Consider the following 22,631-nt stretch of genomic DNA (forward strand, 5'->3'; position numbering starts at 1 on the left):
GGGCTGGGGTGAGGGGCTTTTGATCTTGATCTAAATCTAGCCCCATGCCCCCAAACTCAAACTTTCAAGGAGCCACGCATGTCCACCGAACAACTGTCGAAAACCCCGCTGCACGCTCTGCATATCGAACTCGGCGCCCGCATGGTGCCGTTCGCCGGCTACGACATGCCGGTGCAATACCCGCTGGGCGTGATGAAAGAACACCAGCACACCCGTGAGCAGGCCGGGCTGTTCGATGTCTCGCACATGGGCCAGATCCGCCTGACCGGCGCCAATGCCGCCAAGGCTCTGGAAACCCTGGTGCCGGTGGATATCATCGACCTGCCGGTGGGCATGCAGCGCTACGCAATGTTCACCAACGACAACGGCGGCATCCTCGACGACCTGATGGTCGCCAATCTCGGTAACGACGAGCTGTTCCTGGTGGTCAACGCCGCGTGCAAGGATCAGGATCTGGCGCATCTGCAAAAACACATTGGCGATCAGTGCACCATTACGGAGCTGTTCGAAGCGCGCGCGCTGCTGGCGTTGCAAGGCCCGGCTGCGGTCACCGTGCTGGCGCGTCTTGCGCCAGAGGTGGCTAAGATGACGTTCATGCAGTTCAATCGCGTGCAACTGCTGGGCGTGGATTGCTTCGTCAGCCGTTCGGGCTACACCGGTGAAGACGGTTTCGAAATCTCGGTGCCCGCCGCCGATGCAGAAAAACTCGCCCGCGCCCTGCTGGCCGAACCGGAAGTTCAGGCCATCGGCCTCGGCGCCCGCGACTCACTGCGCCTGGAAGCCGGCCTGTGCCTGTACGGGCACGACATGAACACCGAGACCACGCCGATCGAAGCCAGCCTGTTGTGGGCAATCTCCAAGCCACGTCGTGCCGATGGCGCGCGGGCCGGTGGTTTCCCGGGGGCGGAAAGAGTTTTTGCTCAGCAGCAGAATGGCGTCGCGCGCAAACGCGTCGGTCTGCTGCCACAGGAACGTACGCCGGTACGTGAAGGCGCAGAAATCGTCAACGAAGCGGGCGAAATCATCGGCAGCGTGTGCAGCGGCGGCTTCGGCCCGACCCTGGGCGGGCCGTTGGCGATGGGTTACCTCGACAGCGCTTATGTCACCCTAAATACGCCAGTCTGGGCCATCGTTCGTGGGAAAAAGGTGCAAATGCTTGTAAGCAAAATGCCATTTGTTCCACAACGCTACTATCGTGGTTGATTGACTGTTTCTATAAGTAACGCGATTGCGTTATGCGTGCACTAATGTGTAACGCAATCGCCACAAAAAAGTGCATTTTCTAACATTTGATTCGATTATGAACTTTACTTATAACGTTCGAAAACTTTTGAACAAGCTAATCGTCTAAGCCGCACTAGCAGACTGACTAACTGCCAGCAGGGACAGTAAAACCGGGGCCTTCGCGGGGCTTGTTTTTTCTCACGTAGTTGGCGTAGAGTTTGTCCACTGTGTTTGCATGGGTCAGCTTGGAATCGTGACCTGGGCAGTAGCCTACAAGTTAGCTACATCCCGCTCGACGTCTTCTTACTCTCCTGCAACCAGCCCCAGTACTCTTTCATGAGAAAGAGGCTGTCATCAATTTATGCGTCAAAGGAAATAAGAAATGTCCCAACGTCAGAGCGGTACCGTCAAGTGGTTTAACGACGAGAAAGGTTTTGGTTTTATCACTCCAGAAAGCGGTCCGGATCTGTTCGTGCATTTCCGCGCTATTCAGGGCAACGGCTTCAAGAGCCTGAAAGAAGGCCAGAAAGTGACCTTCGTTGCTGTGCAAGGCCAGAAAGGCATGCAGGCTGATGAAGTACAAGCAGAAGGTTAATCTTCTGTAACGAAAAAGCCCCTGATATTGATATCAGGGGCTTTTTTGTGCGCGCGAATCCGTAAAATGGCGCTTCATTTTGCGTCCAGAGGCTGCCATGTCGAAGAACCTGCTCACTCCCCAGGGCGACTTTCCTGCTGTTGGCCTCGGCCGGCGCCTGGCCGCGATGTTCTATGACTTCCTGTTGTGCACTGCCCTGCTGATCGTCACCGGATTCGTCTACAAGTTGATCCAGGCAGCGATCATCGGTGAAGAACGCCTGCGCGTGCTGACCGACGCCGGAAAAATGGATGGCGATCCGCTGTATTCCACAGTGTTGCTGTTGGTGCTGTTTGCGTTCTTCGCCAAGTTCTGGACCCACGGCGGGCAGACACTGGGCATGCAGGTATGGGGCATCCGCGTACAGAACGCCGATGGCAGCGCGATCAGCCTGTGGCAGGCGCTGCTGCGCTTCATGGTATCGATCGCTTCGTGGCTGTGCGCAGGGCTTGGATTCTTCTGGTCGCTGTACGACAAGCAGAAGCGCACCTGGCACGACATCTATTCCGATACCCGCGTGGTGCGGATTCCGAAGAAGACCAAATAGTTTCCAGACACCAGATACCAATGTGGGAGCGGGCTTGCTCGCGAAGGCGGTGTATCAGTCACCTTTTGCATCGACTGATACACCGCCTTCGCGAGCAAGCCCGCTCCCACAGGTTTTGCGTGTTGCCTCAACGAGCTTAAGCGTTACCCGCCAGCTTCATCCGCGCCGCCTGGGTGAAATCCAGCATGCGCTTCAACGGACGGATCGCCTGCGGAATCAGCGCCGGATCGACAAAGATCTCGTTCGTCCCTTCCTTCAGGCTCTTGAGCGTGCGCTCAAGGGTGTTCATGGCCATCCACGGGCAATGTGCGCAACTGCGGCACGCCGCGCCGTTACCGGCGGTTGGCGCCTCGATGAAGACCTTGTCCGGGCACAGCTGCTGCATCTTGTAGAAGATGCCACGGTCGGTGGCGACGATCAGAGTCTTGTTCGGCAGGCTTTGCGCGGCAGCGATCAACTGACTGGTGGAACCTACTGCATCCGCCAGTTCGATCACCGAGGTCGGCGACTCCGGATGCACCAGAATCGCGGCGTCCGGGTACAGCGCCTTCAAGTCTTCGAGCTGCTTGGACTTGAACTCTTCGTGGACGATGCAGGCACCGTCCCACAGCAGCATGTCAGCGCCGGTCTTGCGCTGGATGTAGGTGCCCAGGTGCTTGTCCGGGCCCCAGATGATGGTCTCGCCGTTGTCCATCAGGCTTTCGACGATCTCCAGTGCGCAGCTCGACGTTACCACCCAGTCAGCACGGGCTTTGACCGCGGCCGAGGTATTGGCATACACCACCACCGTACGCTCCGGGTGCTGATCGCAGAACGCCGAGAACTCGTCCACTGGGCAACCGAGGTCCAGCGAGCAGGTCGCGTCCAGGGTGGGCATCAGCACGCGTTTTTCCGGGTTGAGGATCTTCGCGGTCTCGCCCATGAACTTCACGCCGGCGACCACCACGGTCTTGGCCGGGTGAGCGTTGCCGAAGCGCGCCATTTCGAGGGAGTCAGACACACAGCCGCCGGTTTCTTCGGCCAGGGCCTGAATCACCGGATCGCAATAGAAGTGGGCCACCAGCACCGCGTCCTGAGCCTTGAGCTCGGCGGCGATGGCGGAACGGTAGTAGGCCTCTTCCTCGGCAGTCAGCGGTTTGGGCTGTTTGGCATCGAGGTGGGCTTGAACCAGAAGGCGTTCGGAAATCTGTGTCATGTTCGCAAGACCTGCAGGCGCTTTCGCGCGAAAGTCGAGTATACACCCGGCTCCGGACCACTTGAGGGTACCGCCGGGAGAGTGAGTATTATCAGGCACGGACAGCGTTGAAGCTGCGCAAGGCTACAGAATATCCCGTTGATACAAAAGATGATTCTGACCTGTGTCAGCGCAGGCAACGATCAAGGGAGAGGTGCCTGAATCGCAGGCAAAAAAAAACCCGGAAATCCTCACTTTCGTGGGCCTTCCGGATTTTCTAAACCGCCAAATATGGTGGGTCGTGTGGGATTCGAACCTACGACCAATTGGTTAAAAGCCAACTGCTCTACCAACTGAGCTAACGACCCGCTGTGTGGTGGCGCGTATAATACTGATTTTTAAGGACTATTCAACACCTTTTTGAAAAAAATCAAAAATAAGGTGTTGGATCGCTTACACCGGCCGCTGCGAAGCCTTCTGCACGCAGGCGGCAGCTGTCGCATTTGCCGCACGCGCGGCCGTCATCGTCCGCCTGATAGCAGGAAACAGTCAGGCCGTAATTCACGCCCAGCTTCACGCCCGCCTGGACGATCTGCGCCTTGCTCAGGTTCTGCAGCGGTGCCTGGATGCGGAAACCGTTGCCTTCCACGCCCGCTTTGGTCGCCAGGTTGGCCATGCGCTCGAACGACTCGATGAACTCCGGACGGCAATCCGGGTAACCGGAATAGTCCACCGCGTTGACCCCGATAAAGATGTCACGCGCGCCAAGCACTTCAGCCCAGCCCAGTGCCAGCGACAGGAACACCGTGTTGCGCGCCGGTACGTAGGTCACCGGGATGCCCTCGCCCAGCTCTTCCGGGATGTCGATGCTGGTGTCGGTCAGTGCCGAGCCGCCCATGCCATTCAGGTTCAGGCCGATCACTTTGTGCTCGACCACACCCAGATCGCGAGCGACGCGCGCGGCGGCATGCAGCTCTGCATGGGAGCGCTGGCCGTAATCGAAACTCATGGTGTAACAGGCGAAACCTTCGGCTCGGGCCATTGCCACGACCGTGGCCGAATCCAGACCGCCCGACAGTAAAATCACTGCACGCTGTTCGGTGGTGTTCAGTTGTTCAGTCATCTCAGCGCCCCGGCTCGTCATTCCAAAGATACTTGTGCAGCTGTAATTGCAGACGCACCGGCAGGTTGTCTGCCACCACCCAGTCCGCCAGATCCCTGGCATTGAGGTCATGATGACTTGGGGAAAACAGCACTTCACCCGCACGTTGATCGAGACCGTACTGGATCAGTTTGGAAACCGCCCAGTCATAGTCGTCCCGCGAACAGATGACAAACTTCACCTGATCGTTGGGCGTCAACAGTTCGATGTTTTCGTAGCGGTTGCGGTGCGCCTCTTTGGAGTCCGGTGTCTTCAAGTCGACCACGCGACTGACGCGCGAATCTACCGCCGAGATATCGAGTGCACCACTGGTTTCCAGTGACACTTCGTAACCGGCATCACACAATTGCTTGAGCAACGGGATGGCATTGGGCTGCGCCAGCGGTTCACCGCCGGTCACACAGACGTAGCGCGGGCGAAACCCGGCCACTTGTTCGAGGATATCGTCGAGGGTGCGGATCGTACCGCCGCTGAACGCATAGGCGCTGTCGCAGTATTGGCAACGCAATGGGCAACCGGTCAGGCGCACAAAAACCGTGGGCAGCCCGGCAGTCCGCGTTTCCCCCTGCAACGAGTAGAAAACTTCGGTAATTCTCAATGTGTCTTGCATAGTCGCCACGGGCGTAACAGCTAAACAGGCTGTCCGCCTCCGTCAGGCACTTCAGACAACCCCGCCAACGCGTAGATCACCAGAAGCGTGTTTCAGAAAAAGGGCGTGAATTCTAACGAAAAAACCCGCGACAAGCGCGGGTTTCTTCCAAACGGGTCAAACACACTTACATGCGTTGCAGATCGCGTTGGGCCAACTGAGCAGCGGAGGTCCCCGGGTATTGGGAAACCACCTGTTGCAGAATGCCTTTGACCTTGTCGGTGTGACCGAGGCGGCGCTCTACATCAGCCAGCTTGTACAGCGAATCCGGCACTTTGGCGTGCTTGGGATAGAGCTGAGAAACTTTGGCAAAAGCCTGACCTGCACCTTGCAGATCGCCCTTGGCCAGATTCACTTCGCCCAACCAGTACTGGGCATTGCCCGCGTATTGGCTGTTCGGGTATTTACGCAGGAATGCCGAGAAAGCCTGGCTGGCCTTGTCGAAATCCTTGGCTTTGATCAGGTCGAAAGCGGCATCGTAATACAGCTTTTCCTTGGCCGGATCACCCGGTTCGCTACTTGCAGCAGGTGCCTGGGCAGCAGCCCCGGCGCCAGCGGCAGCACCGGCAGCAGCACTTGCATCGCCACCGGCAGAAGAATTCTCAGGAGTCGCGGCAGGTGCAACACCGGATCCTATGCGCCGATCAAGATCCTGGTATCGCTCCAGGGATTCCTGTTTCATGCGCGCAACCTGATTCTGCAGTTCTTCGATCACACCTTGTTGGCGGGATATCTGATCCTGCATCTGTTGCAGTTGGTTGAACAGCATGCCCTGTGCCGAGGCAGGGGCCGAAGCCGCTCCCCCGGCATAGGCGCCGTTCGTACCGTAACCCGCAGGCGGATAGCTGCTCCCGCTATTGTTATAACCGGAGTTGTCATCGACCACAGGAACCGCAGCCCACACCGCAAGCGGTGCGAGACTGAGAGCCAGAACAGTTACAGCACGACGGCACGTTCGCATATCGAATTACTTACGCAGTTCGACGCGACGGTTTTGAGCCCAGGACTGCTCGTCGTTGCCGGTAGCAACTGGACGCTCTTCGCCGTAGGAAACCAGTTCCAGCTGAGCTGGGGAAACACCTTGCAGTACCAGGTAGCGCTGAACGGCTTTCGCACGACGCTCGCCCAGTGCCATGTTGTACTCACGAGTACCACGTTCGTCGGTGTTGCCTTCCAGAACAACGCGAGCGCCGTTTGCTTTCAGGTCTTTGGCGTGAACGTCCAGAGCGCGCATGGCTTCTGGCTTCAGGTCCGAGCTGTCGTATTCGAAGTAGAAGGTGGTGATTGCGCGCAGAGCAGCTTCTTCGCTCAGGGAACCGTCAACGGCACCAGTGTTTGCGCCGTAACCAGCGTTTGGATCAACAGCGCCTTCACCGGCGTTGTCGCCGCCTTTGGACGAGCAACCTACAGCTACAGCCATGGCCAGAGCCAGCGCAGCAAATTTACCAAACTTCAGCATTTCCATCGTGAAACTCCTAATGAACCCCAGTGTGTTAAGTAAAACGTAAAGCGCCGCGTCAGTTCAGGTAAGGGGACCAGGACGGTTCTCTGACTTCGCCTTGTGCGGTAGGAAGCGGGAGCCTCACGCGTCCATTAATGGACACGAGCATCAAGACTCCCCGGCCCTGCTGGCGGGTGGCGTAGATTACCATGGTGCCGTTGGGCGCAACAGTAGGTGACTCGTCCAGAGTGCTATCAGTGAGGATCTTTACACTACCTCGCTGCAAATCCTGGGCCGCCACCTTGAAATTGGTGAAACCATCCTGGCGATGGATCATCACCAGCGTCTTTTCATCAGCCGACAGCTTCGGGTTGGCGTTGTAGTTGCCAATGAACGTCACACGCTCGGCACCGCCGCCGCTGGCGCTGGTTTTGTAGATCTGCGGCTTGCCACCACGGTCCGAGGTGAAGTAGATGGTCGAACCATCCTTGCCCCAGTACGGTTCGGTGTTGATGCCAGGACCTGCCGTCACACGAGTGATCTGACGCGAACCCAGGTTCATCACATAGATGTCAGGGTTGCCGTCTTTCGACAGTACGAAAGCCAGGCGATTGCCATCCGGCGACCAGGCTGGAGCGCCGTTCAGGCCTTCGAAGTTGGTGATCTGCTCACGGCGACCGGTGTCGATGTTCTGCATGAAGATCCGTGGACGCTTCTGCTCGAACGACACGTAGGCGATGCGCTTGCCATCCGGTGCGAAACGCGGCGACAGGATCGGCTCGCGCGATTGCAGCAGAGTTACCGCACGGGCACCGTCGTAGTCCGAACGCTGCAGGGTGTAGCGAGTGTTCTTCTCGGAGAAACGCTCGGCTGTCACGTACAGCAGACGGGTCGAAAACGCACCTTTGATACCGGTGAGTTTTTCGAACGACTGGTCAGAGATGAAGTGCGCCATGTCACGCAGTTGCTCGGTGGTACCAGAGACACTGCCGTCAGCCACTTTCTGCTCGGTGGCCACGTTGAACAGTGCCCACTGCACCTGCAGACGACCGCCTGCTGGAGCAATGCTGCCGACCATCATGTATTGAGCACCCACCGCCTTCCAGTCACGGAAGATGATTTCGCTCGGCTGGCTTGGCTGGCTGATCATGTTTTGCTTTGGAATCGGCGAGTAGTAGCCCGAGTTCCGCAAATCGTTACCAATGATTTCGGCCATGTCGTCCGGCAGCACGGCACCGCCCTGCATGCCGAACGGTACGACGGCGATCGGGGTGGCCCGATCGCTGCCGCTGGTGACCAGAATGTTCTTTTCATCAGCCATCGCGATCCCTGCCATGCAGCAGATCACGACCAGCATTCCTCGAAGAAGGTTTCTCACAAGGCTAGATCCTCAGGTGTGAATGTCATCTTGAATGAACGATACGGAGCGAAATCGCTCGGCTTCATTCCCTGCATTTCTGTCAAACGTCCAATATTCTTCACTGCCGCGACTGCCGACGCATCGAACGGACCATCGCCACTGGACTTGGCCACGCTGACCGAAGTCACCGTACCGTCCGGCAACATGCCGATTTGCAGCACGACCGTCATGCCTTTGCGTGCCGAAGGAGGACGCGCCCACCCTTCCGCTGCTCGCGCACGAATCAGGTCATCGAAACTGCCCGCGACTTCGTCACCCTGTTCATCGGCCAAGGCCTGCTGACGCTGTGGCGTGTCGGAAAGCAAATCTGCCAGGGCCTGAGCCTTTTTCTCTTCAGCGGATTTACGTGCCGCTTCCTGCGATTTCTTCTTCGCAGCATCGGCAGCAGCTTTCTTCTTCGCTTCGTCGGCGACTTTCTTCTTCGCCTCTTCAGCTTCAGCTTTTTTCTTGGCGTCTTCGGCGGCTTTCTTCTTCGCGTCTTCGACAATCTTCTTCTTGGCTTCTTCAGCGGCCGCTTTCTTGGCCTCTTCTTCAGCCGCCTTCTTGGCTTCTTCTTCGGCTTTCTTCTTGGCTATATCAGCCAATTGTTTCTCTTCTGCCTTCTTGGCCTCGGCTTTCTTCGCATCGTCGGCTTTCTTGGCTTCATCAGCCTTTTTCGCCTCGTCCGCTTTCTTCGCCTGATCGGCCTTCTTGGCTTCCTCGGCCTTTTGAGCCGCTTCTTCTTTCTTTTGTTCCGCAGCCTTCACCGCTTCCTGCTCGACCTTTTTCTGTTCCATCTGCTCGACTTCGGTCTGGCGCGCGGCGGATTTCTTCGCCTCACCCGCAATCTTCTGATTGGTCTGGGTGGTTGCCTGACTTTTCGATTTCAGTTGGTACAGGGTCGCCTGGACAATCGGCTTGGCCGGCGGCAACTCGGGTGTAAAGGCGAAACTGACGAACAGCATGCCGAACACCAGCACGTGCAGGACAATCGCCAGAACACTAGGCCAGAAGTAGCTTTCCGAGGCGGACGGCTCTCGCTGTTGCTGCATCAGGGGGCCTCGGTAATCAAACCAACATTACCGACCCCGGCTTTCTGCAACCCGCCCATGGCACCCATCACGGCGCCGTAGTCGACCGACTTGTCGCCTCGGATAAAGACCTGGGTACGCTTGCCGCCTTCGGTGCCGGCGCGAATGATCTTGGTCACCGCGTCAGTCATCTGCGGCAGGGTCATTGCCCTGTCCTGCTGCTTTTCAGTATCGACTTCACTGCCAAGGTTCCAGTAGTAGGTCTTGTCAGCCTTGATCGAAATGGTCAGCACCTGAGTGTTGTTGTCCTGCGGCAAGGCTTCGCTGGAAACCTTGGGCAGATCCACTTTCACGCCCTGATTGAGCATCGGCGCGGTCACCATGAAGATAACCAGCAGCACCAGCATCACGTCGATGTATGGCACCACGTTCATCTCGGCGACCGGCTTGCGCTTGTTTCGGGCTCGAGCGATTAAAGCCATCGGGAAATACCTGCTTATTCTTCGCTGGTGTGCACTTTGCGGTGCAGGATCGCCTGGAACTCATCGGCGAAGGTGTAGTAGCGGCTCAGCAAGGTTTCGCTGCGGGCAGAGAAACGGTTGTAAGCGATAACGGCCGGGATCGCGGCGAACAGGCCGATCGCGGTGGCGATCAGGGCTTCGGCGATGCCCGGGGCCACGGTGGCCAGGGTCGCCTGCTGGGCGCTGGCCAGACCGCGGAAGGAGTTCATGATGCCCCACACGGTACCGAACAGACCGATGTACGGACTGACCGAACCAACGGTGGCGAGAAACGGCAGGCTCTGCTCCAGCTTCTCTTCCTCGCGGGAGATGGCAACGCGCATGGCACGGGCCACACCTTCCATCACCGCTTCGGGATCGACGCCTGGCTGCTGACGCAGACGGGAGAACTCCTTGAAACCGGCACGGAAGATCTGCTCCACGCCCGAATCCGGATCCGGGTTGCTGCCGGCCTGACGGTACAGCTTGGACAGATCGATACCCGACCAGAAGCGCTCTTCGAAGCTCTCCAGGGCGCGTCGACCGGCACGCAGCAGATTGCTGCGCTGAAAGATCATGATCCATGAGGTCACCGATGCGGCCACCAGGGTCAACATTACCAACTGCACCACGATGCTGGCATTGCTGACCAGGCTCCACATGGAGGAATGGTCGACGACGTTAGCTTCCACGCTTTATCTCCTGCTTTGAGTGTGTACCCGTGCCGCCCGCGTCGGCAAAGGCCGCACGCAAGGATTCGGGCATGGCCCGGGGTTTCAAACTGTCGGTGCGCACGCAGGCCACCAGAAACTGCCCTTCACAGAGCAGCGCATTATCCGTGGCCCGCCTGACCTGCTGTTTAAAGCGCAGGCTGGCACGGTTCAATTCGATTACATCAGCGCTTACCAGCAGTTCATCGTCCAGTCGCGCCGGCGCGTGGTAGCGCGCTTCGCTGGAATGCACGACAAACAACAGGTCCTCCCCGGCCAGTTCCGACTGGGCAAAGCCCAGCGTCCGGAGCCGCTCGGTTCGAGCCCGTTCCATAAACTTGAGGTAATTAACGTAATACACGATGCCGCCCGCATCGGTGTCCTCGTAATAAACGCGACAACGATGTGCGAACGGCTCAAGCCCGTTTTGCGCGCGCATACTCTAGTGCTTACTCCTCGGGTTGCCAATCCGGCCAGGCAACTGTTTTTTCAGTGTTTAAGGCTTTACCGCAAAAGTACCGTCCTGTGACAGTACAAACGCTGAATAAATCGCCAAAAAATGTGTATCAATCGTCCACGGCATCGAGAAACTCGTCTGCCACGGGCATTTCACCCATTCGTGACGGAATGTTTAAACCGAAATGCAGGTACGCATGCCGTGTCACCACCCTGCCCCGTGGCGTACGCATGATGTAACCCTGTTGAATCAGGTACGGCTCCAGCACATCTTCGATGGTATGGCGCTCTTCACTGATCGCCGCCGCCAGACTGTCGATACCCACCGGGCCGCCATCGAACTTCTCGATCATGGTCAGCAGCAGGCGCCGGTCCTGATGGTCGAAACCGTGTTCATCGACATCCAGCAGGTTCAACGCCAGATCGGCCACCGACTTGGTGATATGGCCCTTGGCGCGCACTTCGGCAAAATCGCGCACCCGACGCAGCAGGCGGTTGGCGATTCGCGGCGTACCACGGGCACGACGAGCGATTTCGAAAGAACCCTCCGGATCCAGTGGCAGACCGAGAATAGCCGCAGACCGACTGACAATCGTCGCCAGATCCGCCGTGCTGTAGAACTCCAGACGCTGGACGATACCGAAGCGGTCACGCAATGGGTTGGTCAGCATGCCGGCACGGGTCGTGGCGCCAACGAGAGTGAACGGTGGCAGATCAAGCTTGATCGAGCGCGCCGCCGGCCCTTCGCCGATCATGATATCGAGCTGGAAATCTTCCATGGCCGGGTACAGCACTTCTTCGACAATTGGCGACAGGCGATGGATTTCGTCGATGAACAACACGTCGTGCGGTTCCAGATTGGTCAGCAGTGCCGCCAGATCTCCCGGACGCTCAAGCACCGGGCCGGACGTGCTCTTGATCGACACGCCCATTTCCTGGGCAATGATGTTGGCCAGCGTGGTTTTACCCAGACCCGGCGGGCCGAAGATCAGCGTGTGATCCAGCGATTCACTGCGACCACGCGCCGCTTGGATGAACAGTTCCATCTGCTCGCGCACGGCCGGCTGGCCAATATAGTCGGCCAGACTGACCGGGCGAATGGCCCGATCCTGGACTTCTTCGCGCTCGCGCGGGCTGTGCGCGGCGGCGATCAGACGATCAGCTTCAATCACTTAAATCATTCCCTTCAGGGCGCGGCGGATCAGGTCTTCACTGCTCAAATTCTTGTCCTTGATGGCGGTAATCGCCTTGCTCGCTTCCTGCGGCTTGTAGCCCAGGGAAATCAGCGCGCTGACCGCATCGTTTTCAGCGGTGTTGACCGGCGCCGGGCCGTCCGGCTGATTCGGCACCAGGGCGAACATGGCCGGCGAGGTTTCCCAGGCCTTGAAGCGATCCTTCAGTTCAACCAGCAGGCGCTCAGCGGTTTTCTTGCCGACCCCCGGGACCTTGGTCAGCGCCGAGGTGTCCTGGGATTGCACGCAGCGAATCAGTTCATCGACTTCCAGGCTCGACATCAAGGCCAAGGCCAGTTTCGGCCCGACACCATTGAGACGGATCAACTCGCGAAAAAAGTCTCGCTCACGCTTGCCGGCGAAACCATAGAGTAACTGCGCGTCTTCGCGTACGACCAAATGGGTGTGCAGCGTCAGCGGTTCACCGACCGACGGCAGACGATAAAGGGTGGTCATGGGCACTTCCAGCTCATACCCGAGGCCGTTTACATCCAGAATCAGGTGCGGCGGCTGTTTCTCAGCCAGGGTGCCGCGCAAGCGTCCAATCACGTTTCAGATCCTTGAGCGTTGGCCAGCCGTGGGCTGGCGACAGATGGAAGGCGGGAATCGGGCCGACGACCCAGGCGCGAAATCCGCATTCCGCAAAAATGATTGCTGATGCTATCAGAGACGCAGGCGCCCGCCACGACTGCGTGCGGTACCCAGGCCATGCGGCAGCAGACTGGAACGGGTGTGCGCGTGACAAATGGCGATAGCCAGGGCATCCGAGGCATCGATCTGCGGTTTGCTGGTCAGCTTGAGCATGTGCATGACCATCATCTGCACCTGTTCTTTATTGGCGGCGCCGGTGCCGACCACAGCTTGCTTGACCTGGGTGGCGGTGTATTCGGCAATCTCCAGGCACTCTTCAGCGCCAGCCACAATCGCCGCGCCGCGAGCTTGCCCAAGTTTGAGCGCCGAGTCGGCGTTTTTCGCCATGAACACTTTTTCGATGCCCATGGTCACCGGGCCATAGGTCTGAATGATTTCACGCACGCCGCGATAAACGATCTGCAGCCGCTCATGCAACTCACCGGCGCCGGTACGGATGCAGCCCGAGGCCACATAGATGCAGCCGCCGCGGCCGGTATCGCGAACAATCCCGTAACCGGTGATGCGCGAGCCGGGGTCGATACCCAGAATTAAAGTCATAACGCCTGCGGAGTCGGTAAAAACAAGAAATTCAAAACAGCGAATAACCAATGTGGGAGCGGGCTTGCTCGCGAAGGCGGTGTGTCATTCAGCATTGATGCTTGCTGATACGCCGCCTTCGCGAGCAAGCCCGCTCCCACATTGAAGCCTAGTCGCTCTTAACCGAGCTGAGCGGCCACATCTTCCGGAATGTCCGCGTTGGAGTAGACGTTCTGCACGTCATCCAGATCCTCGAGCATGTCGATCAGCTTGAGCACCTTCTCCGCGCCTTCCAGATCCAGTTCGGCGCTGGTGGTCGGCTGCATGACGATTTCTGCGTCGTCACCCTTGAACCCGGCCGCTTCCAACGCGTTACGCACCGCGTAGAAGCTGGTGAACGAAGTGAACACATCGATCGAGCCGTCTTCATGGCTGACCACGTCGTCGGCATCCGCTTCCAGCGCCGCCTCGGTCAGGGCGTCTTCGTCGACACCCGGGGCGAAGCTGATCTGCCCTTTGCGTTCGAACAGGTACGCAACCGAACCGTCGGTGCCGAGGTTGCCGCCACATTTGCTGAACGCATGGCGCACGGCAGCTGCGGTACGGTTGCGGTTGTCGGTCATGCACTCGACCATCACCGCCACGCCGCCCGGGCCGTAACCTTCATAGGTCAGCTCTTCAACGTTGTCCGCTTCGGTCGCACCGGCGCCACGCGCAACGGCGCGGTCGATGATATCGCGGCTCATGTTCGCACTGAGGGCCTTGTCCAGGGCCAGGCGCAGACGCGGGTTGGAACCCGGGTCGCCGCCGCCCTGACGGGCCGCAACGGTCAGCTCACGGATCCACTTGGTGAAGATCTTGCCTCTCTTGGCATCCTGACGTTCTTTGCGGTGCTTGATGTTCGCCCACTTGGAATGACCTGCCATAACTCGCTCCGAATTCTCTTGAAACGTTGCCCGCCCTGCTCACGCAGCGGCCAGCAAACAAAAAATCTCGACCTGCTCTCTATAGAAAGAAAAAAGGCGCATCCGAAGATGCGCCTTCAGGCCCGTCTTACTCAGCCTTTGGCGTTTCGCGCAAACGAATGTGCAGCTCGCGCAGTGCCTTGGCATCTACCACACCCGGGGCTTGCGTCATGACGTCCGCAGCGCTCTGGGTTTTCGGGAAGGCGATCACTTCACGGATCGACTGGGCGCCGGTCATCAGCATCACCAGACGGTCCAGACCGAAAGCCAGACCACCGTGCGGCGGTGCACCGTACTTCAGCGCGTCAAGCAGGAAGCCGAATTTCTCTTCCTGTTCCGCCTCATTGATACCCAGCAGACGGAACACCGCTTGTTGCATTTCCTTGCGATGGATACGGATCGAACCGCCACCCAGCTCGGTGCCGTTGAGCACCATGTCGTAGGCGCGGGACAGAGCGCCGGCCGGATTGGCTTCCAGCTCTTCTGGGGAGCACTTCGGCGCGGTGAACGGGTGGTGCAGCGCCGAGAAGCTGCCGTCGTCGTTTTCTTCGAACATCGGGAAGTCGACGACCCACATTGGCGCCCACTTGCAGGTCAGCAGGTCGAGGTCGTGACCGAGCTTGATACGCAGCGCGCCCAGGGCTTCGCTGACGATCTTGGCCTTGTCGGCACCGAAGAACACGATGTCGCCGTCAACCGCACCGACGCGATCGAGGATCACGTTCAGGTTGGCTTCAGGGATGTTTTTCACGATCGGCGATTGCAGACCTTCAACACCGGCAGCGCGCTCGTTGACCTTGATGTACGCCAGGCCCTTGGCACCGTAGATGCCGACGAACTTGGTGTAGTCGTCGATCTGCTTGCGCGGCATGCTCGCCCCGCCTGGAACGCGCAGTGCAGCGATACGGCATTTCGGATCGTTGGCCGGGCCGCTGAACACCTTGAATTCGACTTCTTTGAGTTGATCGGCAACGTCGACCAGTTCCAGCGGGTTACGCAGGTCCGGCTTGTCGGAACCGTAACGGCGCATGGCTTCTTCAAAGGTCATGTGCGGGAATTCGCCGAATTCCAGATCCAGCACTTCCTTGAACAGGTTGCGGATCATGCCTTCGGTCAGGCCCATGATGTCTTTTTCGTCGAGGAAGCTGGTCTCGATGTCGATCTGAGTGAACTCAGGCTGACGGTCGGCACGCAGGTCTTCGTCGCGGAAGCATTTGGCGATCTGGTAGTAACGGTCGAAACCGGCAACCATCAGCAGTTGCTTGAACAGCTGAGGCGATTGCGGCAGCGCGAAGAACGAACCGGCGTGAGTACGGCTCGGCACCAGGTAGTCGCGGGCGCCTTCCGGGGTAGCACGGGTCAGAATCGGCGTTTCGACGTCGAGGAAGCCGTTCTCGTCGAGGAAGCGACGGATGCTGGTGGTCATGCGCGAACGCAGACGCAGCTTCTCGGCCATTTCCGGACGACGCAGGTCCAGGAAGCGGTAGCGCAGGCGGGTTTCTTCGCCGACGTCGGAGTATTCGTTGAGCGGGAACGGCGGGGTTTCCGACTCGTTCAGCACTTCCAGCTCGTAGCCCAACACTTCGATCATGCCCGACGCCATGTTGGCGTTGGTCGCACCGGCCGGACGCAGACGCACCTTACCGGTGATCTTCACGACGTATTCGCTGCGCACGCGATCGGCGGCGGCGAAGCTCTCGGCGCGATCCGGATCGAACACCACCTGAGCCAGACCATCACGATCACGGATATCGAGGAAAATCACCCCGCCGTGGTCGCGACGACGGTGAACCCATCCGCAAAGGGTAATTTCCTGGCCTTCCAGGCTTTCGTTCAGTTGGCCGCAATAATGGCTGCGCATCATGGTAGTGGTTTCGCTTCTCGTAATTCGAAATTCGGTGGAGATCCCGTCGCACTCAAGCACTGCAGAATCTCACGCGTGTCGTTCGACCTGGGCCTGAACCCTAGTCAGATTTGTCGCCACCGGCCAGATTCTTCTTGGCTCCGGTCTTGAAATCGGTTTCGTACCAACCGCTGCCGCTGAGGCGAAAACCCGGCATGGACAGCTGTTTCTTGAGCTCTGGCGCCTGACAGGCAGGGCAGTCGACCAGCGGTGCCTCGCTGATCTTTTGAATGGCTTCCAACTGATGACCACAGGAAGCACATTGATAATCGTACATCGGCATGGGGGTGTCTCGGCGATCAGATTGCCACCGCGCGCAGGGCTTTGCGGCGAAAGAGCGGGATTATATCCATTAAATGCGGGCTGTGCAGCCGTAAGACTGCACAGCCCGCCACGTCATTTCAAGTATTGCCCGTTCAGGGCATGACGGCCGCCGGGGTATCGCGCAGGCCATTCATCACGCACACCACCCGTACCAGACCACTGAAGTTTTTCACCCCGCCGTGGCGCAGGTGCACTTCGCGGTCCACATGTGACAGCAGCGTGCTGACCGAACAGCCGTTGTGCCCGGCCATGTCACCAAGAATGTTCCAGTAAACCTGCTCGAGCCTCAAGCAAGTGGCAAAGCCGTTCAAACGCACTGATCTGGCCAGCGGCCGGATCAACTCAAAATCGAAATCGCTGACAAACGGATCGACCTTCATTTCCCGTTGCGAACCGACGTGCTCGCATCGCCTGTCTCCACCTACCATATCGCTGACACTCCTTTGTCATCGCTGCTTTTATAAAGACAACATCCTGTGCCTTCATAAAAACGCAGACGCAAAGTCAGCGCCAGACGACTAGTTGCCCAGCAGCGTAGGATAAGCCGACATGTTCAGTAAGATTTGAAACAGTATGCGGACATCCACACCTGCGGACGTCCGCGCACCGGACTATCAGGCCTCGAGCAACGCGCGCAACATCCACGCGGTTTTCTCATGCACCTGCATGCGCTGGGTCAGCAAGTCGGCCGTCGGCTCGTCACTGACCTTGTCCAACAGCGGGAAGATGCCGCGAGCGGTGCGAGTGACCGCTTCCTGGCCGTCGACCAACTGCTTGATCATGTCCTCGGCACTTGGCACCCCGACTTCTTCTTTAATAGAGGAGAGACGCGCGTAAGTCGCGTAGGCACCCGGCGCAGGAAAACCCAGAGCGCGGATACGCTCGGCGATCAGATCCACCGCCAGCGCCAGCTCGTTGTATTGCTCTTCGAACATCAGATGCAGGGTCCTGAACATGGGACCTGTGACGTTCCAGTGGAAGTTATGGGTTTTCAGATACAGCACGTAGGTGTCCGACAGCAGCCGCGACAGCCCCTCGACGATGGACTTGCGGTCTTCTTCACTGATACCGATATCGATTGCCATGTTTACCCCCTAAGGCGATTGAATTCATCCAACAGGTGCAGACCCACTCTAGCAAGGCAGCCGCCACCTCGCAGCCAACAATCTTCACTCGCCATGCGACAAATCGACCGGGCAGGTGCCGCTGGCCGGGGTAATTTGAGTAGCTGCAGGCTTTGCTGTTAAATAGGCAGTGTGTCGCTACGCCCCATTTTTCGGGGGTGTCGCGCATAGGCTGATGCCGGGCACGTGTCCAACGCCTCTTTATTGTTCCGAAGCGAACCGTGCGCCTTCAGCTCTTCCTTGTGAGCCGTCATAACGTGAGCCAATCAAAATGTTGAAAATCGTCCACCTGCTAATGGGCGCAGCGGCCTTGCTGCTGTCGTTCATACCTAGCTTGAAATCCGAAGCCGTTCCTTACCTGCAACAACCCGATGCACTTTACCTGGCCTTTTTCGGCCTGCTGAATCTGGTCATCGCTCCAGTGATTCCTTACTGGAACAAAGGCCCGCGCCAGCATCTGCAAAATCTGGTCAGCGCTCTTCTCGTGCTGACTGTCGTCCTGCAAACCCTGACCCTGATCGCACCGATGCCAGTCATCGCCGGTCAACCGGCGGTGTTGTTCAGCCTGGTGATCGCTCTGGTTGCCGTGGTCCTGCATCTGGCCATCAGCTTCTACAAGTCTTCACCGGCCGCCGCACCAACTACCTATGACATGAGCAACCGCGATACCGGTACCGTCAAGTGGTTCAACACCTCCAAAGGCTTCGGCTTTATCTCCCGGGATTCCGGCGATGATATTTTCGTGCACTTTCGTGCAATCCGTGGCGAAGGCCACCGCGTACTGGTCGAAGGCCAGCGCGTGGAGTTCTCGGTGATGAATCGGGACAAAGGCCTGCAAGCCGAGGACGTGATCGCCGCCCTGCCGCGTCGCTGATCCAAGGCAATAAAAAACCGCGAACAGCCAGGCTGCTCGCGGTTTTTTTACGCCTGCATAAAGGTGTTGGCATCAGTAATGCGGTGGTGGCGCCTCTTCCTCGAAAGAATCGAACTGCCCGACCATCTCCTCCTGACGCTTGAGCAACGCCGCCATTTGCAGTTGCAAGCGCTCGATCACCCGCTGCTGCGCCACCAGTTCGTCGTTCAACGCCTGAATGGTGTCATCCTGAAAAGCCAGACGGCTTTCCAGATCGGTGACGCGTTCTTCAAGGTTCATGGTTCAACCCTCCAGAAACGTGAAGTGTTCGGTCAGCACCAGACGCAGCCGCTCACGAATGCTCGCGACCTGCTCGGCGCTGTAGGGTTTGGCCGGGTGTTTGCCCCAGACCGGCGCCGGCCATGCCGCATCGTCACGCTTGCGCACGATCACATGCATATGCAACTGGCTGACAACGTTGCCCAGCGTCGCGACGTTCAGCTTGTCGGCATCGAACAAGTCCTTGAGCAACTCGGCCAGCGCCGTGGTTTCCTGCCACAACTGCTGCTGGTCGGCGACATCCAACTGAAACAACTCGCTGATATCGTCGCGACGAGGCACCAGGATGAACCACGGGTAATTGGCATCGTTGGACAGCAGCAGCCGGCAGAGCGGGAAATCGCCGATGGTCAGGGTGTCCTGTTGAAGTCGTGAATCTAAAGCAAACACTGCGTGCACTCCCGGCTGATCTACACAATTCAGCTTAGCGGCCATCCAGACAGGCATGACGCCAAGCGACAGGCAGGCAGCATACCTGCGAATGCGCCGGGCTTCACGATGAGCGTGCCAGGACAGACATTGCTCAACGCTCCTGCATGCGACATTTTCGGGCGGCACGCACCATGACGGAACCGACTGCGCGGTGCAGCACAATGAAATGACCAGAAAAGCCCAAAGCGTTCATCCCCTGCTCCCGCTCAAACTGTATGAATCCGGAACAACTGGAAAAATTTTTGCACCAAAAACGCACAGCGCGTCTACGCTCAGTGCGTCGGGCATCCGCCGAATACTCACCGGCGGGGTGAACCGGTAACGTTTTTCGTTGTCCCGCGCACGAACCTGCTCGACAACACCAAGCAAGGGATGGCGTCAAGCCCTGATAAAGAAGGGCTTGAGGCCCTGTATTTATGAGGTTTTTACAGCGAGTGACGAGTGTTCAGAAAAATAACCGCATAGAGAAAGCGGTTTGTGCACGCTTGTTGCATTCGTACCCATATGGACTATAAGCGCACCACGGGAAGTGGGAGCCTTAGGCCCAACAAAAACAGTGGCAGGGTTGCCCGATGGAGATTCAAGTGTTTTGCCAGGGACTCTTTTTTAGCGATGCAAAAGGCTAGAAAAACAGCGAGAAAGTTGTCGATCCGATTGCATCGGTACTGTGAATTTGCGACATCTACAAAGCCATCTGCGACAGCGTCGTAAAGAAGGTGAAAGGTTGGATTAGCAAGTATCGCCAACATTGTCGGCGTGATATAAGTTTGCGCCGACACAAAAAGAAAGAGCCGCCCAGATAATAAAACAGGTGGGACGGCAGTACTCTTCTAAAAACCAAAGGAGCAAATCACGATGCGCGTGATGAAGTGGAGCATGATCGCCCTGGCTGTTGCAGCAGGCACCTCGCAGTTCGCAATGGCATCTTCGCAGGATGACGCCAAAGGGTTCCTGGAAGACCAGAGTCTGAAACTGAAGACTCGTATGGAATACATGAACCGCGATTACAAAAATGGTGCCGGTAACGTTGCAAAGAAAGACGGCACCCCGGGTTTTGAAAGCGGCTATCGCCAGGACACCGGTGTCAGCCAACTGCTGACCTACGAATCGGGCTTCACTCAAGGCACCGTAGGTTTCGGTCTCGACGCCATGGCCATGGGTTCGGTCAAGCTGGACGGTGGCTCGGGTCGTCGTGGTAACGGCCTGTTCGCGATTGATAGCGACGGCAACGAAGAGAAATCCCAAGGCAAGATCGGCGGCGCTGTCAAATTCCGCGTTTCCGACACTGTGCTGAAATACGGTCAGCAATTCGTTGCCAGCCCGGTCTTCGCCACTGACGACAGCCGTCTGTTGCCAGAAGTGGCTACCGGTACCTTGATCACTTCCAAAGAGATCAAAGGCCTGGAACTGAGCGCAGGTCGCTTCACCGCCCTGAGCAAGCAAACCGGCATGGGCCGCGACAGCATCGGCGGCCTGCCTGATGAGAACGGCAACGGTGGCAAGGGCCTGACCAGCATCAACATCTTCGGCGCCAGCTATGCCTTCACCGACAATTTCACCGGTGCATTGGCCGCTTCGGATGCCGACCAGTACTTCAAGAAGCAATACATCAATCTGAACTACACCCTGCCTATCGCCGAAGACCAGTCGCTGAACTTCGACTTCAACGGTTATAAAACCGAAGGCGAGAAGCGTGGCAACCTGGTCAGCGCCATTGGCGACGAAACCCCTGACAACGACACCCGTGGCGTAGACAACAAACTGTGGTCCCTGGCAGCAGCCTACAGCCTCGGCGCGCACAAGTTCACCATCGCTCACCAGCGCTCCAGCGGCGACAATGCCTACTACTATGGCGTTGACGGCAATAGCACCATCTTCGTTGCCAACTCCATTCAGATCTCCGACTTCGTGGGCCGTGAAGAACGCTCCTGGCAAGCTCGTTACGACCTGAACATGAAGACTTATGGCGTTCCTGGCCTGAGCTTCATGACCCGCTACGTGAAGGGTGACAACATCAAGACCAACGGTCTGGGTGAAGGTAAAGAAAACGAGTGGAACGCCGAGTCCAAGTACGTGATCCAGGAAGGTCCAGCCAAGGATCTGTCGTTCCGTCTGCGTTACGCCATGTACCGTTCGAACGGCGCGTACAGCGGCTACGCGTCTGACAACAACGACACCCGTCTGATCGTCGAGTACCCACTGAACATCCTCTAATCGGGATATGCAGCTGACGTACTGTAGAGCTTTGCTCTAACAAGAACCGCTCACCTGACTCAGGTGAGCGGTTTTTTTATGAATCAAGTTTGCCCTGCCTTCCTGTTTCTGACCGTACAAACAATAGTAGCTAGCTACTTATTAGCCAACGAACATCTAGATCAGACATAAAAAACCCAAGAGTGCGGACAGCTCTTGGGTTAGTCCACTCATTAACTGACCGCGAGGCCAAGTATCAGTGGTATTACTGAACAGCCGATTCCTGAACTACTCGAATAACCCGCTGTGGAAACGGAATATCAATACCGGCAGTTTTCAAACGGTCACGCGACTGTTCGTTAAACATGAACATCACGTCCCAATAGTCTGCAGTTTTAACCCACACACGCAGGGAAACAGTGATCGAACTGTCACCCAACGTCGAAATGACCGCTTGTGGCGCAGGGTCCTGCAATACGCGCTCATCCTTGGCCAGATCCAGCAGCACCTGACGGGCCTTTTGCAGATCTGCTTCGTAATCCACACCCACGTCGAACACCACTTTGCGGGTTGGCTGACGGTTGGTATTGGTGATGATGCCGTTCGACAGATTGCCGTTCGGGACGATGATGGTCTTGTTGTCACCGGTACGCAGCACGGTGTGGAAAATCTGGATGCTGTCGACCGTACCCGCCACACCTTGCGCTTCGATCCAGTCACCGATGCGGAATGGACGGAACAACAGAATCAACACGCCGCCGGCGAAATTCGCCAGGCTACCTTGCAATGCCAGACCGATCGCCAGACCGGCCGCACCGATCGCGGCCACGAACGAGGTGGTTTCCACGCCGATCATCGAAGCGACGCTGACAATCAGCAGCACCTTGAGGATGATGTTCGCCAGACTGCTGATGAAGCCTTGCAGCGCCAGGTCGGCATTGCGCAGGGCCAGCAGACCGCCGAGTTTTTGCGTGACCTTGTTGATCAGCCACCAGCCGATGGCCAGGGTAATCACTGCCAGCAGCACGCGACTGCCGTATTCCATGATCATCGGAATCCACGCCTGGGACGCCTTGACCAGGTTGTCTACCTCAGCATTCAAATCCATCTTCCATCTCCTGATTTCCGGCTACCCGGGCTGTACACATATAAAAAGTGGGAGCGGGCTT

General features: G+C 57.8%; 26 protein-coding genes and 1 tRNA gene. 5 read left to right on the forward strand and 22 right to left on the reverse strand.

Annotation, left to right across the window (positions count from 1 at the left end; all coding sequences use genetic code 11):
• Positions 1 to 78: 78 nt before the first annotated feature.
• The 3 genes from gcvT to E4T63_RS21460 all read left to right on the forward strand — a co-directional run bounded on the left by gcvT (position 79) and on the right by E4T63_RS21460 (position 2,405).
• Entirely contained in the window at positions 79 to 1,203 is a 1,125-nt protein-coding gene (gene gcvT / locus E4T63_RS21450; RefSeq protein WP_135296421.1) for a glycine cleavage system aminomethyltransferase GcvT, read from the forward strand.
• Positions 1,204 to 1,606: 403 nt separating this feature from the next.
• Positions 1,607 to 1,819, forward strand: a complete 213-nt coding sequence (locus E4T63_RS21455) for a cold-shock protein (protein ID WP_007934683.1) — start codon at positions 1,607 to 1,609, stop codon at positions 1,817 to 1,819.
• A gap of 97 nt (positions 1,820 to 1,916) precedes the next feature.
• Positions 1,917 to 2,405: an RDD family protein gene (locus E4T63_RS21460; RefSeq protein WP_115989038.1), complete on the forward strand. Its 489-nt coding sequence runs from the start codon at positions 1,917 to 1,919 to the stop codon at positions 2,403 to 2,405.
• Between the two features lie 136 nt (positions 2,406 to 2,541).
• On the opposite strand, the gene nadA is transcribed toward E4T63_RS21460, so the two are convergent.
• From nadA to E4T63_RS21560, 19 genes are all read right to left on the reverse strand, one after another.
• Entirely contained in the window at positions 2,542 to 3,600 is a 1,059-nt protein-coding gene (nadA, locus tag E4T63_RS21465) for a quinolinate synthase NadA (protein WP_135296422.1), read from the reverse strand.
• A 271-nt stretch (positions 3,601 to 3,871) separates the two neighbouring features.
• Positions 3,872 to 3,947 (reverse strand) — tRNA-Lys (locus E4T63_RS21470).
• A gap of 62 nt (positions 3,948 to 4,009) precedes the next feature.
• Positions 4,010 to 4,702: a 7-cyano-7-deazaguanine synthase QueC gene (gene queC, locus E4T63_RS21475; RefSeq protein ID WP_135296423.1), complete on the reverse strand. Its 693-nt coding sequence runs from the start codon at positions 4,700 to 4,702 to the stop codon at positions 4,010 to 4,012.
• Position 4,703: 1 nt separating this feature from the next.
• Positions 4,704 to 5,351: a 7-carboxy-7-deazaguanine synthase QueE gene (gene queE / locus E4T63_RS21480; RefSeq protein WP_027612537.1), complete on the reverse strand. Its 648-nt coding sequence runs from the start codon at positions 5,349 to 5,351 to the stop codon at positions 4,704 to 4,706.
• Positions 5,352 to 5,517: 166 nt separating this feature from the next.
• Complete coding sequence (ybgF, locus tag E4T63_RS21485) at positions 5,518 to 6,351, reverse strand: tol-pal system protein YbgF (RefSeq protein ID WP_027612536.1); 834 nt, start codon at positions 6,349 to 6,351, stop codon at positions 5,518 to 5,520.
• A 6-nt stretch (positions 6,352 to 6,357) separates the two neighbouring features.
• Positions 6,358 to 6,855, reverse strand: a complete 498-nt coding sequence (gene pal / locus E4T63_RS21490) for a peptidoglycan-associated lipoprotein Pal (protein WP_003178634.1) — start codon at positions 6,853 to 6,855, stop codon at positions 6,358 to 6,360.
• A 52-nt stretch (positions 6,856 to 6,907) separates the two neighbouring features.
• Positions 6,908 to 8,188, reverse strand: a complete 1,281-nt coding sequence (gene tolB / locus E4T63_RS21495) for a Tol-Pal system beta propeller repeat protein TolB (protein ID WP_164747834.1) — start codon at positions 8,186 to 8,188, stop codon at positions 6,908 to 6,910.
• Between the two features lie 17 nt (positions 8,189 to 8,205).
• The gene (gene tolA / locus E4T63_RS21500; protein ID WP_097085954.1) at positions 8,206 to 9,282 is read right to left on the reverse strand and encodes a cell envelope integrity protein TolA; all 1,077 of its coding nucleotides are present in this window, start codon (positions 9,280 to 9,282) and stop codon (positions 8,206 to 8,208) included.
• Positions 9,282 to 9,734, reverse strand: a complete 453-nt coding sequence (tolR, locus tag E4T63_RS21505) for a protein TolR (protein WP_161794900.1) — start codon at positions 9,732 to 9,734, stop codon at positions 9,282 to 9,284. The genes tolA and tolR overlap by 1 nt, the downstream gene beginning before the upstream one ends.
• A 23-nt stretch (positions 9,735 to 9,757) precedes the next feature.
• Positions 9,758 to 10,453: a protein TolQ gene (gene tolQ, locus E4T63_RS21510; protein WP_007912733.1), complete on the reverse strand. Its 696-nt coding sequence runs from the start codon at positions 10,451 to 10,453 to the stop codon at positions 9,758 to 9,760.
• A complete protein-coding gene (ybgC, locus tag E4T63_RS21515) occupies positions 10,443 to 10,910 on the reverse strand; it encodes a tol-pal system-associated acyl-CoA thioesterase (RefSeq protein WP_003227519.1) in 468 nt (155 codons plus the stop codon). The genes tolQ and ybgC overlap by 11 nt, the downstream gene beginning before the upstream one ends.
• Positions 10,911 to 11,037: 127 nt before the next feature.
• Complete coding sequence (gene ruvB, locus E4T63_RS21520) at positions 11,038 to 12,099, reverse strand: Holliday junction branch migration DNA helicase RuvB (protein ID WP_135296424.1); 1,062 nt, start codon at positions 12,097 to 12,099, stop codon at positions 11,038 to 11,040.
• The gene (gene ruvA, locus E4T63_RS21525) at positions 12,100 to 12,708 is read right to left on the reverse strand and encodes a Holliday junction branch migration protein RuvA (RefSeq protein ID WP_003227522.1); all 609 of its coding nucleotides are present in this window, start codon (positions 12,706 to 12,708) and stop codon (positions 12,100 to 12,102) included. It abuts the gene before it with no gap.
• A 114-nt stretch (positions 12,709 to 12,822) separates the two neighbouring features.
• On the reverse strand, positions 12,823 to 13,350 hold the full coding sequence (gene ruvC, locus E4T63_RS21530; RefSeq protein WP_007962095.1) for a crossover junction endodeoxyribonuclease RuvC: 528 nt from the start codon (positions 13,348 to 13,350) through the stop codon (positions 12,823 to 12,825).
• 158 nt (positions 13,351 to 13,508) lie between these two features.
• Positions 13,509 to 14,255: a YebC/PmpR family DNA-binding transcriptional regulator gene (locus E4T63_RS21540; protein WP_007912738.1), complete on the reverse strand. Its 747-nt coding sequence runs from the start codon at positions 14,253 to 14,255 to the stop codon at positions 13,509 to 13,511.
• 127 nt (positions 14,256 to 14,382) lie between these two features.
• Positions 14,383 to 16,158, reverse strand: a complete 1,776-nt coding sequence (gene aspS / locus E4T63_RS21545) for an aspartate--tRNA ligase (RefSeq protein WP_003227530.1) — start codon at positions 16,156 to 16,158, stop codon at positions 14,383 to 14,385.
• A gap of 100 nt (positions 16,159 to 16,258) precedes the next feature.
• Positions 16,259 to 16,480: an FmdB family zinc ribbon protein gene (locus tag E4T63_RS21550; RefSeq protein WP_003227532.1), complete on the reverse strand. Its 222-nt coding sequence runs from the start codon at positions 16,478 to 16,480 to the stop codon at positions 16,259 to 16,261.
• 133 nt (positions 16,481 to 16,613) lie between these two features.
• Entirely contained in the window at positions 16,614 to 16,949 is a 336-nt protein-coding gene (locus E4T63_RS21555; RefSeq protein WP_027612532.1) for a ribbon-helix-helix domain-containing protein, read from the reverse strand.
• A 186-nt stretch (positions 16,950 to 17,135) separates the two neighbouring features.
• A complete protein-coding gene (locus E4T63_RS21560; protein WP_007912745.1) occupies positions 17,136 to 17,606 on the reverse strand; it encodes a Dps family protein in 471 nt (156 codons plus the stop codon).
• A 310-nt stretch (positions 17,607 to 17,916) separates the two neighbouring features.
• On the opposite strand from E4T63_RS21560, the gene E4T63_RS28830 reads away from it, so the two are divergent.
• Positions 17,917 to 18,519 (forward strand): cold-shock protein, encoded by a 603-nt coding sequence (locus E4T63_RS28830; protein WP_027612531.1) that lies wholly within the window; start codon positions 17,917 to 17,919, stop codon positions 18,517 to 18,519.
• A gap of 72 nt (positions 18,520 to 18,591) precedes the next feature.
• Here E4T63_RS28830 and E4T63_RS21570 read toward each other — a convergent pair whose 3' ends face one another.
• Both E4T63_RS21570 and E4T63_RS21575 read right to left on the reverse strand, forming a co-directional pair.
• Entirely contained in the window at positions 18,592 to 18,798 is a 207-nt protein-coding gene (locus E4T63_RS21570) for a SlyX family protein (RefSeq protein ID WP_007962092.1), read from the reverse strand.
• A 3-nt stretch (positions 18,799 to 18,801) separates the two neighbouring features.
• Positions 18,802 to 19,227 (reverse strand): HIT family protein, encoded by a 426-nt coding sequence (locus E4T63_RS21575; RefSeq protein ID WP_027612530.1) that lies wholly within the window; start codon positions 19,225 to 19,227, stop codon positions 18,802 to 18,804.
• A gap of 897 nt (positions 19,228 to 20,124) precedes the next feature.
• Between E4T63_RS21575 and E4T63_RS21580 the strand changes: the two genes are divergently transcribed.
• Positions 20,125 to 21,483 (forward strand): OprD family porin, encoded by a 1,359-nt coding sequence (locus E4T63_RS21580; protein WP_098965276.1) that lies wholly within the window; start codon positions 20,125 to 20,127, stop codon positions 21,481 to 21,483.
• Between the two features lie 244 nt (positions 21,484 to 21,727).
• Here the strand turns inward: E4T63_RS21580 and E4T63_RS21585 are convergent, their stop codons facing one another.
• A complete protein-coding gene (locus E4T63_RS21585; protein ID WP_027612528.1) occupies positions 21,728 to 22,570 on the reverse strand; it encodes a mechanosensitive ion channel family protein in 843 nt (280 codons plus the stop codon).
• Between the last annotated feature and the right edge of the window lie 61 nt (positions 22,571 to 22,631).

This window comes from Pseudomonas fluorescens, assembly GCF_004683905.1.
Taxonomy (GTDB): domain Bacteria; phylum Pseudomonadota; class Gammaproteobacteria; order Pseudomonadales; family Pseudomonadaceae; genus Aquipseudomonas; species Aquipseudomonas putida_A.

Bases quoted from the DNA above. Each gene is read 5' to 3' on its own strand.
- gcvT (WP_135296421.1), top strand. From the start codon at position 79: ATGTCCACCGAACAACTGTCGAAAACCCCGCTGCACGCTCTGCATATC.
- E4T63_RS21455 (WP_007934683.1), top strand. From the start codon at position 1,607: ATGTCCCAACGTCAGAGCGGTACCGTCAAGTGGTTTAACGACGAGAAA.
- E4T63_RS21460 (WP_115989038.1), top strand. From the start codon at position 1,917: ATGTCGAAGAACCTGCTCACTCCCCAGGGCGACTTTCCTGCTGTTGGC.
- nadA (WP_135296422.1), bottom strand. From the start codon at position 3,600: ATGACACAGATTTCCGAACGCCTTCTGGTTCAAGCCCACCTCGATGCC.
- queC (WP_135296423.1), bottom strand. From the start codon at position 4,702: ATGACTGAACAACTGAACACCACCGAACAGCGTGCAGTGATTTTACTG.
- queE (WP_027612537.1), bottom strand. From the start codon at position 5,351: ATGCAAGACACATTGAGAATTACCGAAGTTTTCTACTCGTTGCAGGGG.
- ybgF (WP_027612536.1), bottom strand. From the start codon at position 6,351: ATGCGAACGTGCCGTCGTGCTGTAACTGTTCTGGCTCTCAGTCTCGCA.
- pal (WP_003178634.1), bottom strand. From the start codon at position 6,855: ATGGAAATGCTGAAGTTTGGTAAATTTGCTGCGCTGGCTCTGGCCATG.
- tolB (WP_164747834.1), bottom strand. From the start codon at position 8,188: ATGCTGGTCGTGATCTGCTGCATGGCAGGGATCGCGATGGCTGATGAA.
- tolA (WP_097085954.1), bottom strand. From the start codon at position 9,282: ATGCAGCAACAGCGAGAGCCGTCCGCCTCGGAAAGCTACTTCTGGCCT.
- ybgC (WP_003227519.1), bottom strand. From the start codon at position 10,910: ATGCGCGCGCAAAACGGGCTTGAGCCGTTCGCACATCGTTGTCGCGTT.
- ruvC (WP_007962095.1), bottom strand. From the start codon at position 13,350: ATGACTTTAATTCTGGGTATCGACCCCGGCTCGCGCATCACCGGTTAC.
- E4T63_RS21540 (WP_007912738.1), bottom strand. From the start codon at position 14,255: ATGGCAGGTCATTCCAAGTGGGCGAACATCAAGCACCGCAAAGAACGT.
- aspS (WP_003227530.1), bottom strand. From the start codon at position 16,158: ATGATGCGCAGCCATTATTGCGGCCAACTGAACGAAAGCCTGGAAGGC.
- E4T63_RS21550 (WP_003227532.1), bottom strand. From the start codon at position 16,480: ATGCCGATGTACGATTATCAATGTGCTTCCTGTGGTCATCAGTTGGAA.
- E4T63_RS21555 (WP_027612532.1), bottom strand. From the start codon at position 16,949: ATGGTAGGTGGAGACAGGCGATGCGAGCACGTCGGTTCGCAACGGGAA.
- E4T63_RS21560 (WP_007912745.1), bottom strand. From the start codon at position 17,606: ATGGCAATCGATATCGGTATCAGTGAAGAAGACCGCAAGTCCATCGTC.
- E4T63_RS28830 (WP_027612531.1), top strand. From the start codon at position 17,917: ATGTTGAAAATCGTCCACCTGCTAATGGGCGCAGCGGCCTTGCTGCTG.
- E4T63_RS21570 (WP_007962092.1), bottom strand. From the start codon at position 18,798: ATGAACCTTGAAGAACGCGTCACCGATCTGGAAAGCCGTCTGGCTTTT.
- E4T63_RS21580 (WP_098965276.1), top strand. From the start codon at position 20,125: ATGCGCGTGATGAAGTGGAGCATGATCGCCCTGGCTGTTGCAGCAGGC.
- E4T63_RS21585 (WP_027612528.1), bottom strand. From the start codon at position 22,570: ATGGATTTGAATGCTGAGGTAGACAACCTGGTCAAGGCGTCCCAGGCG.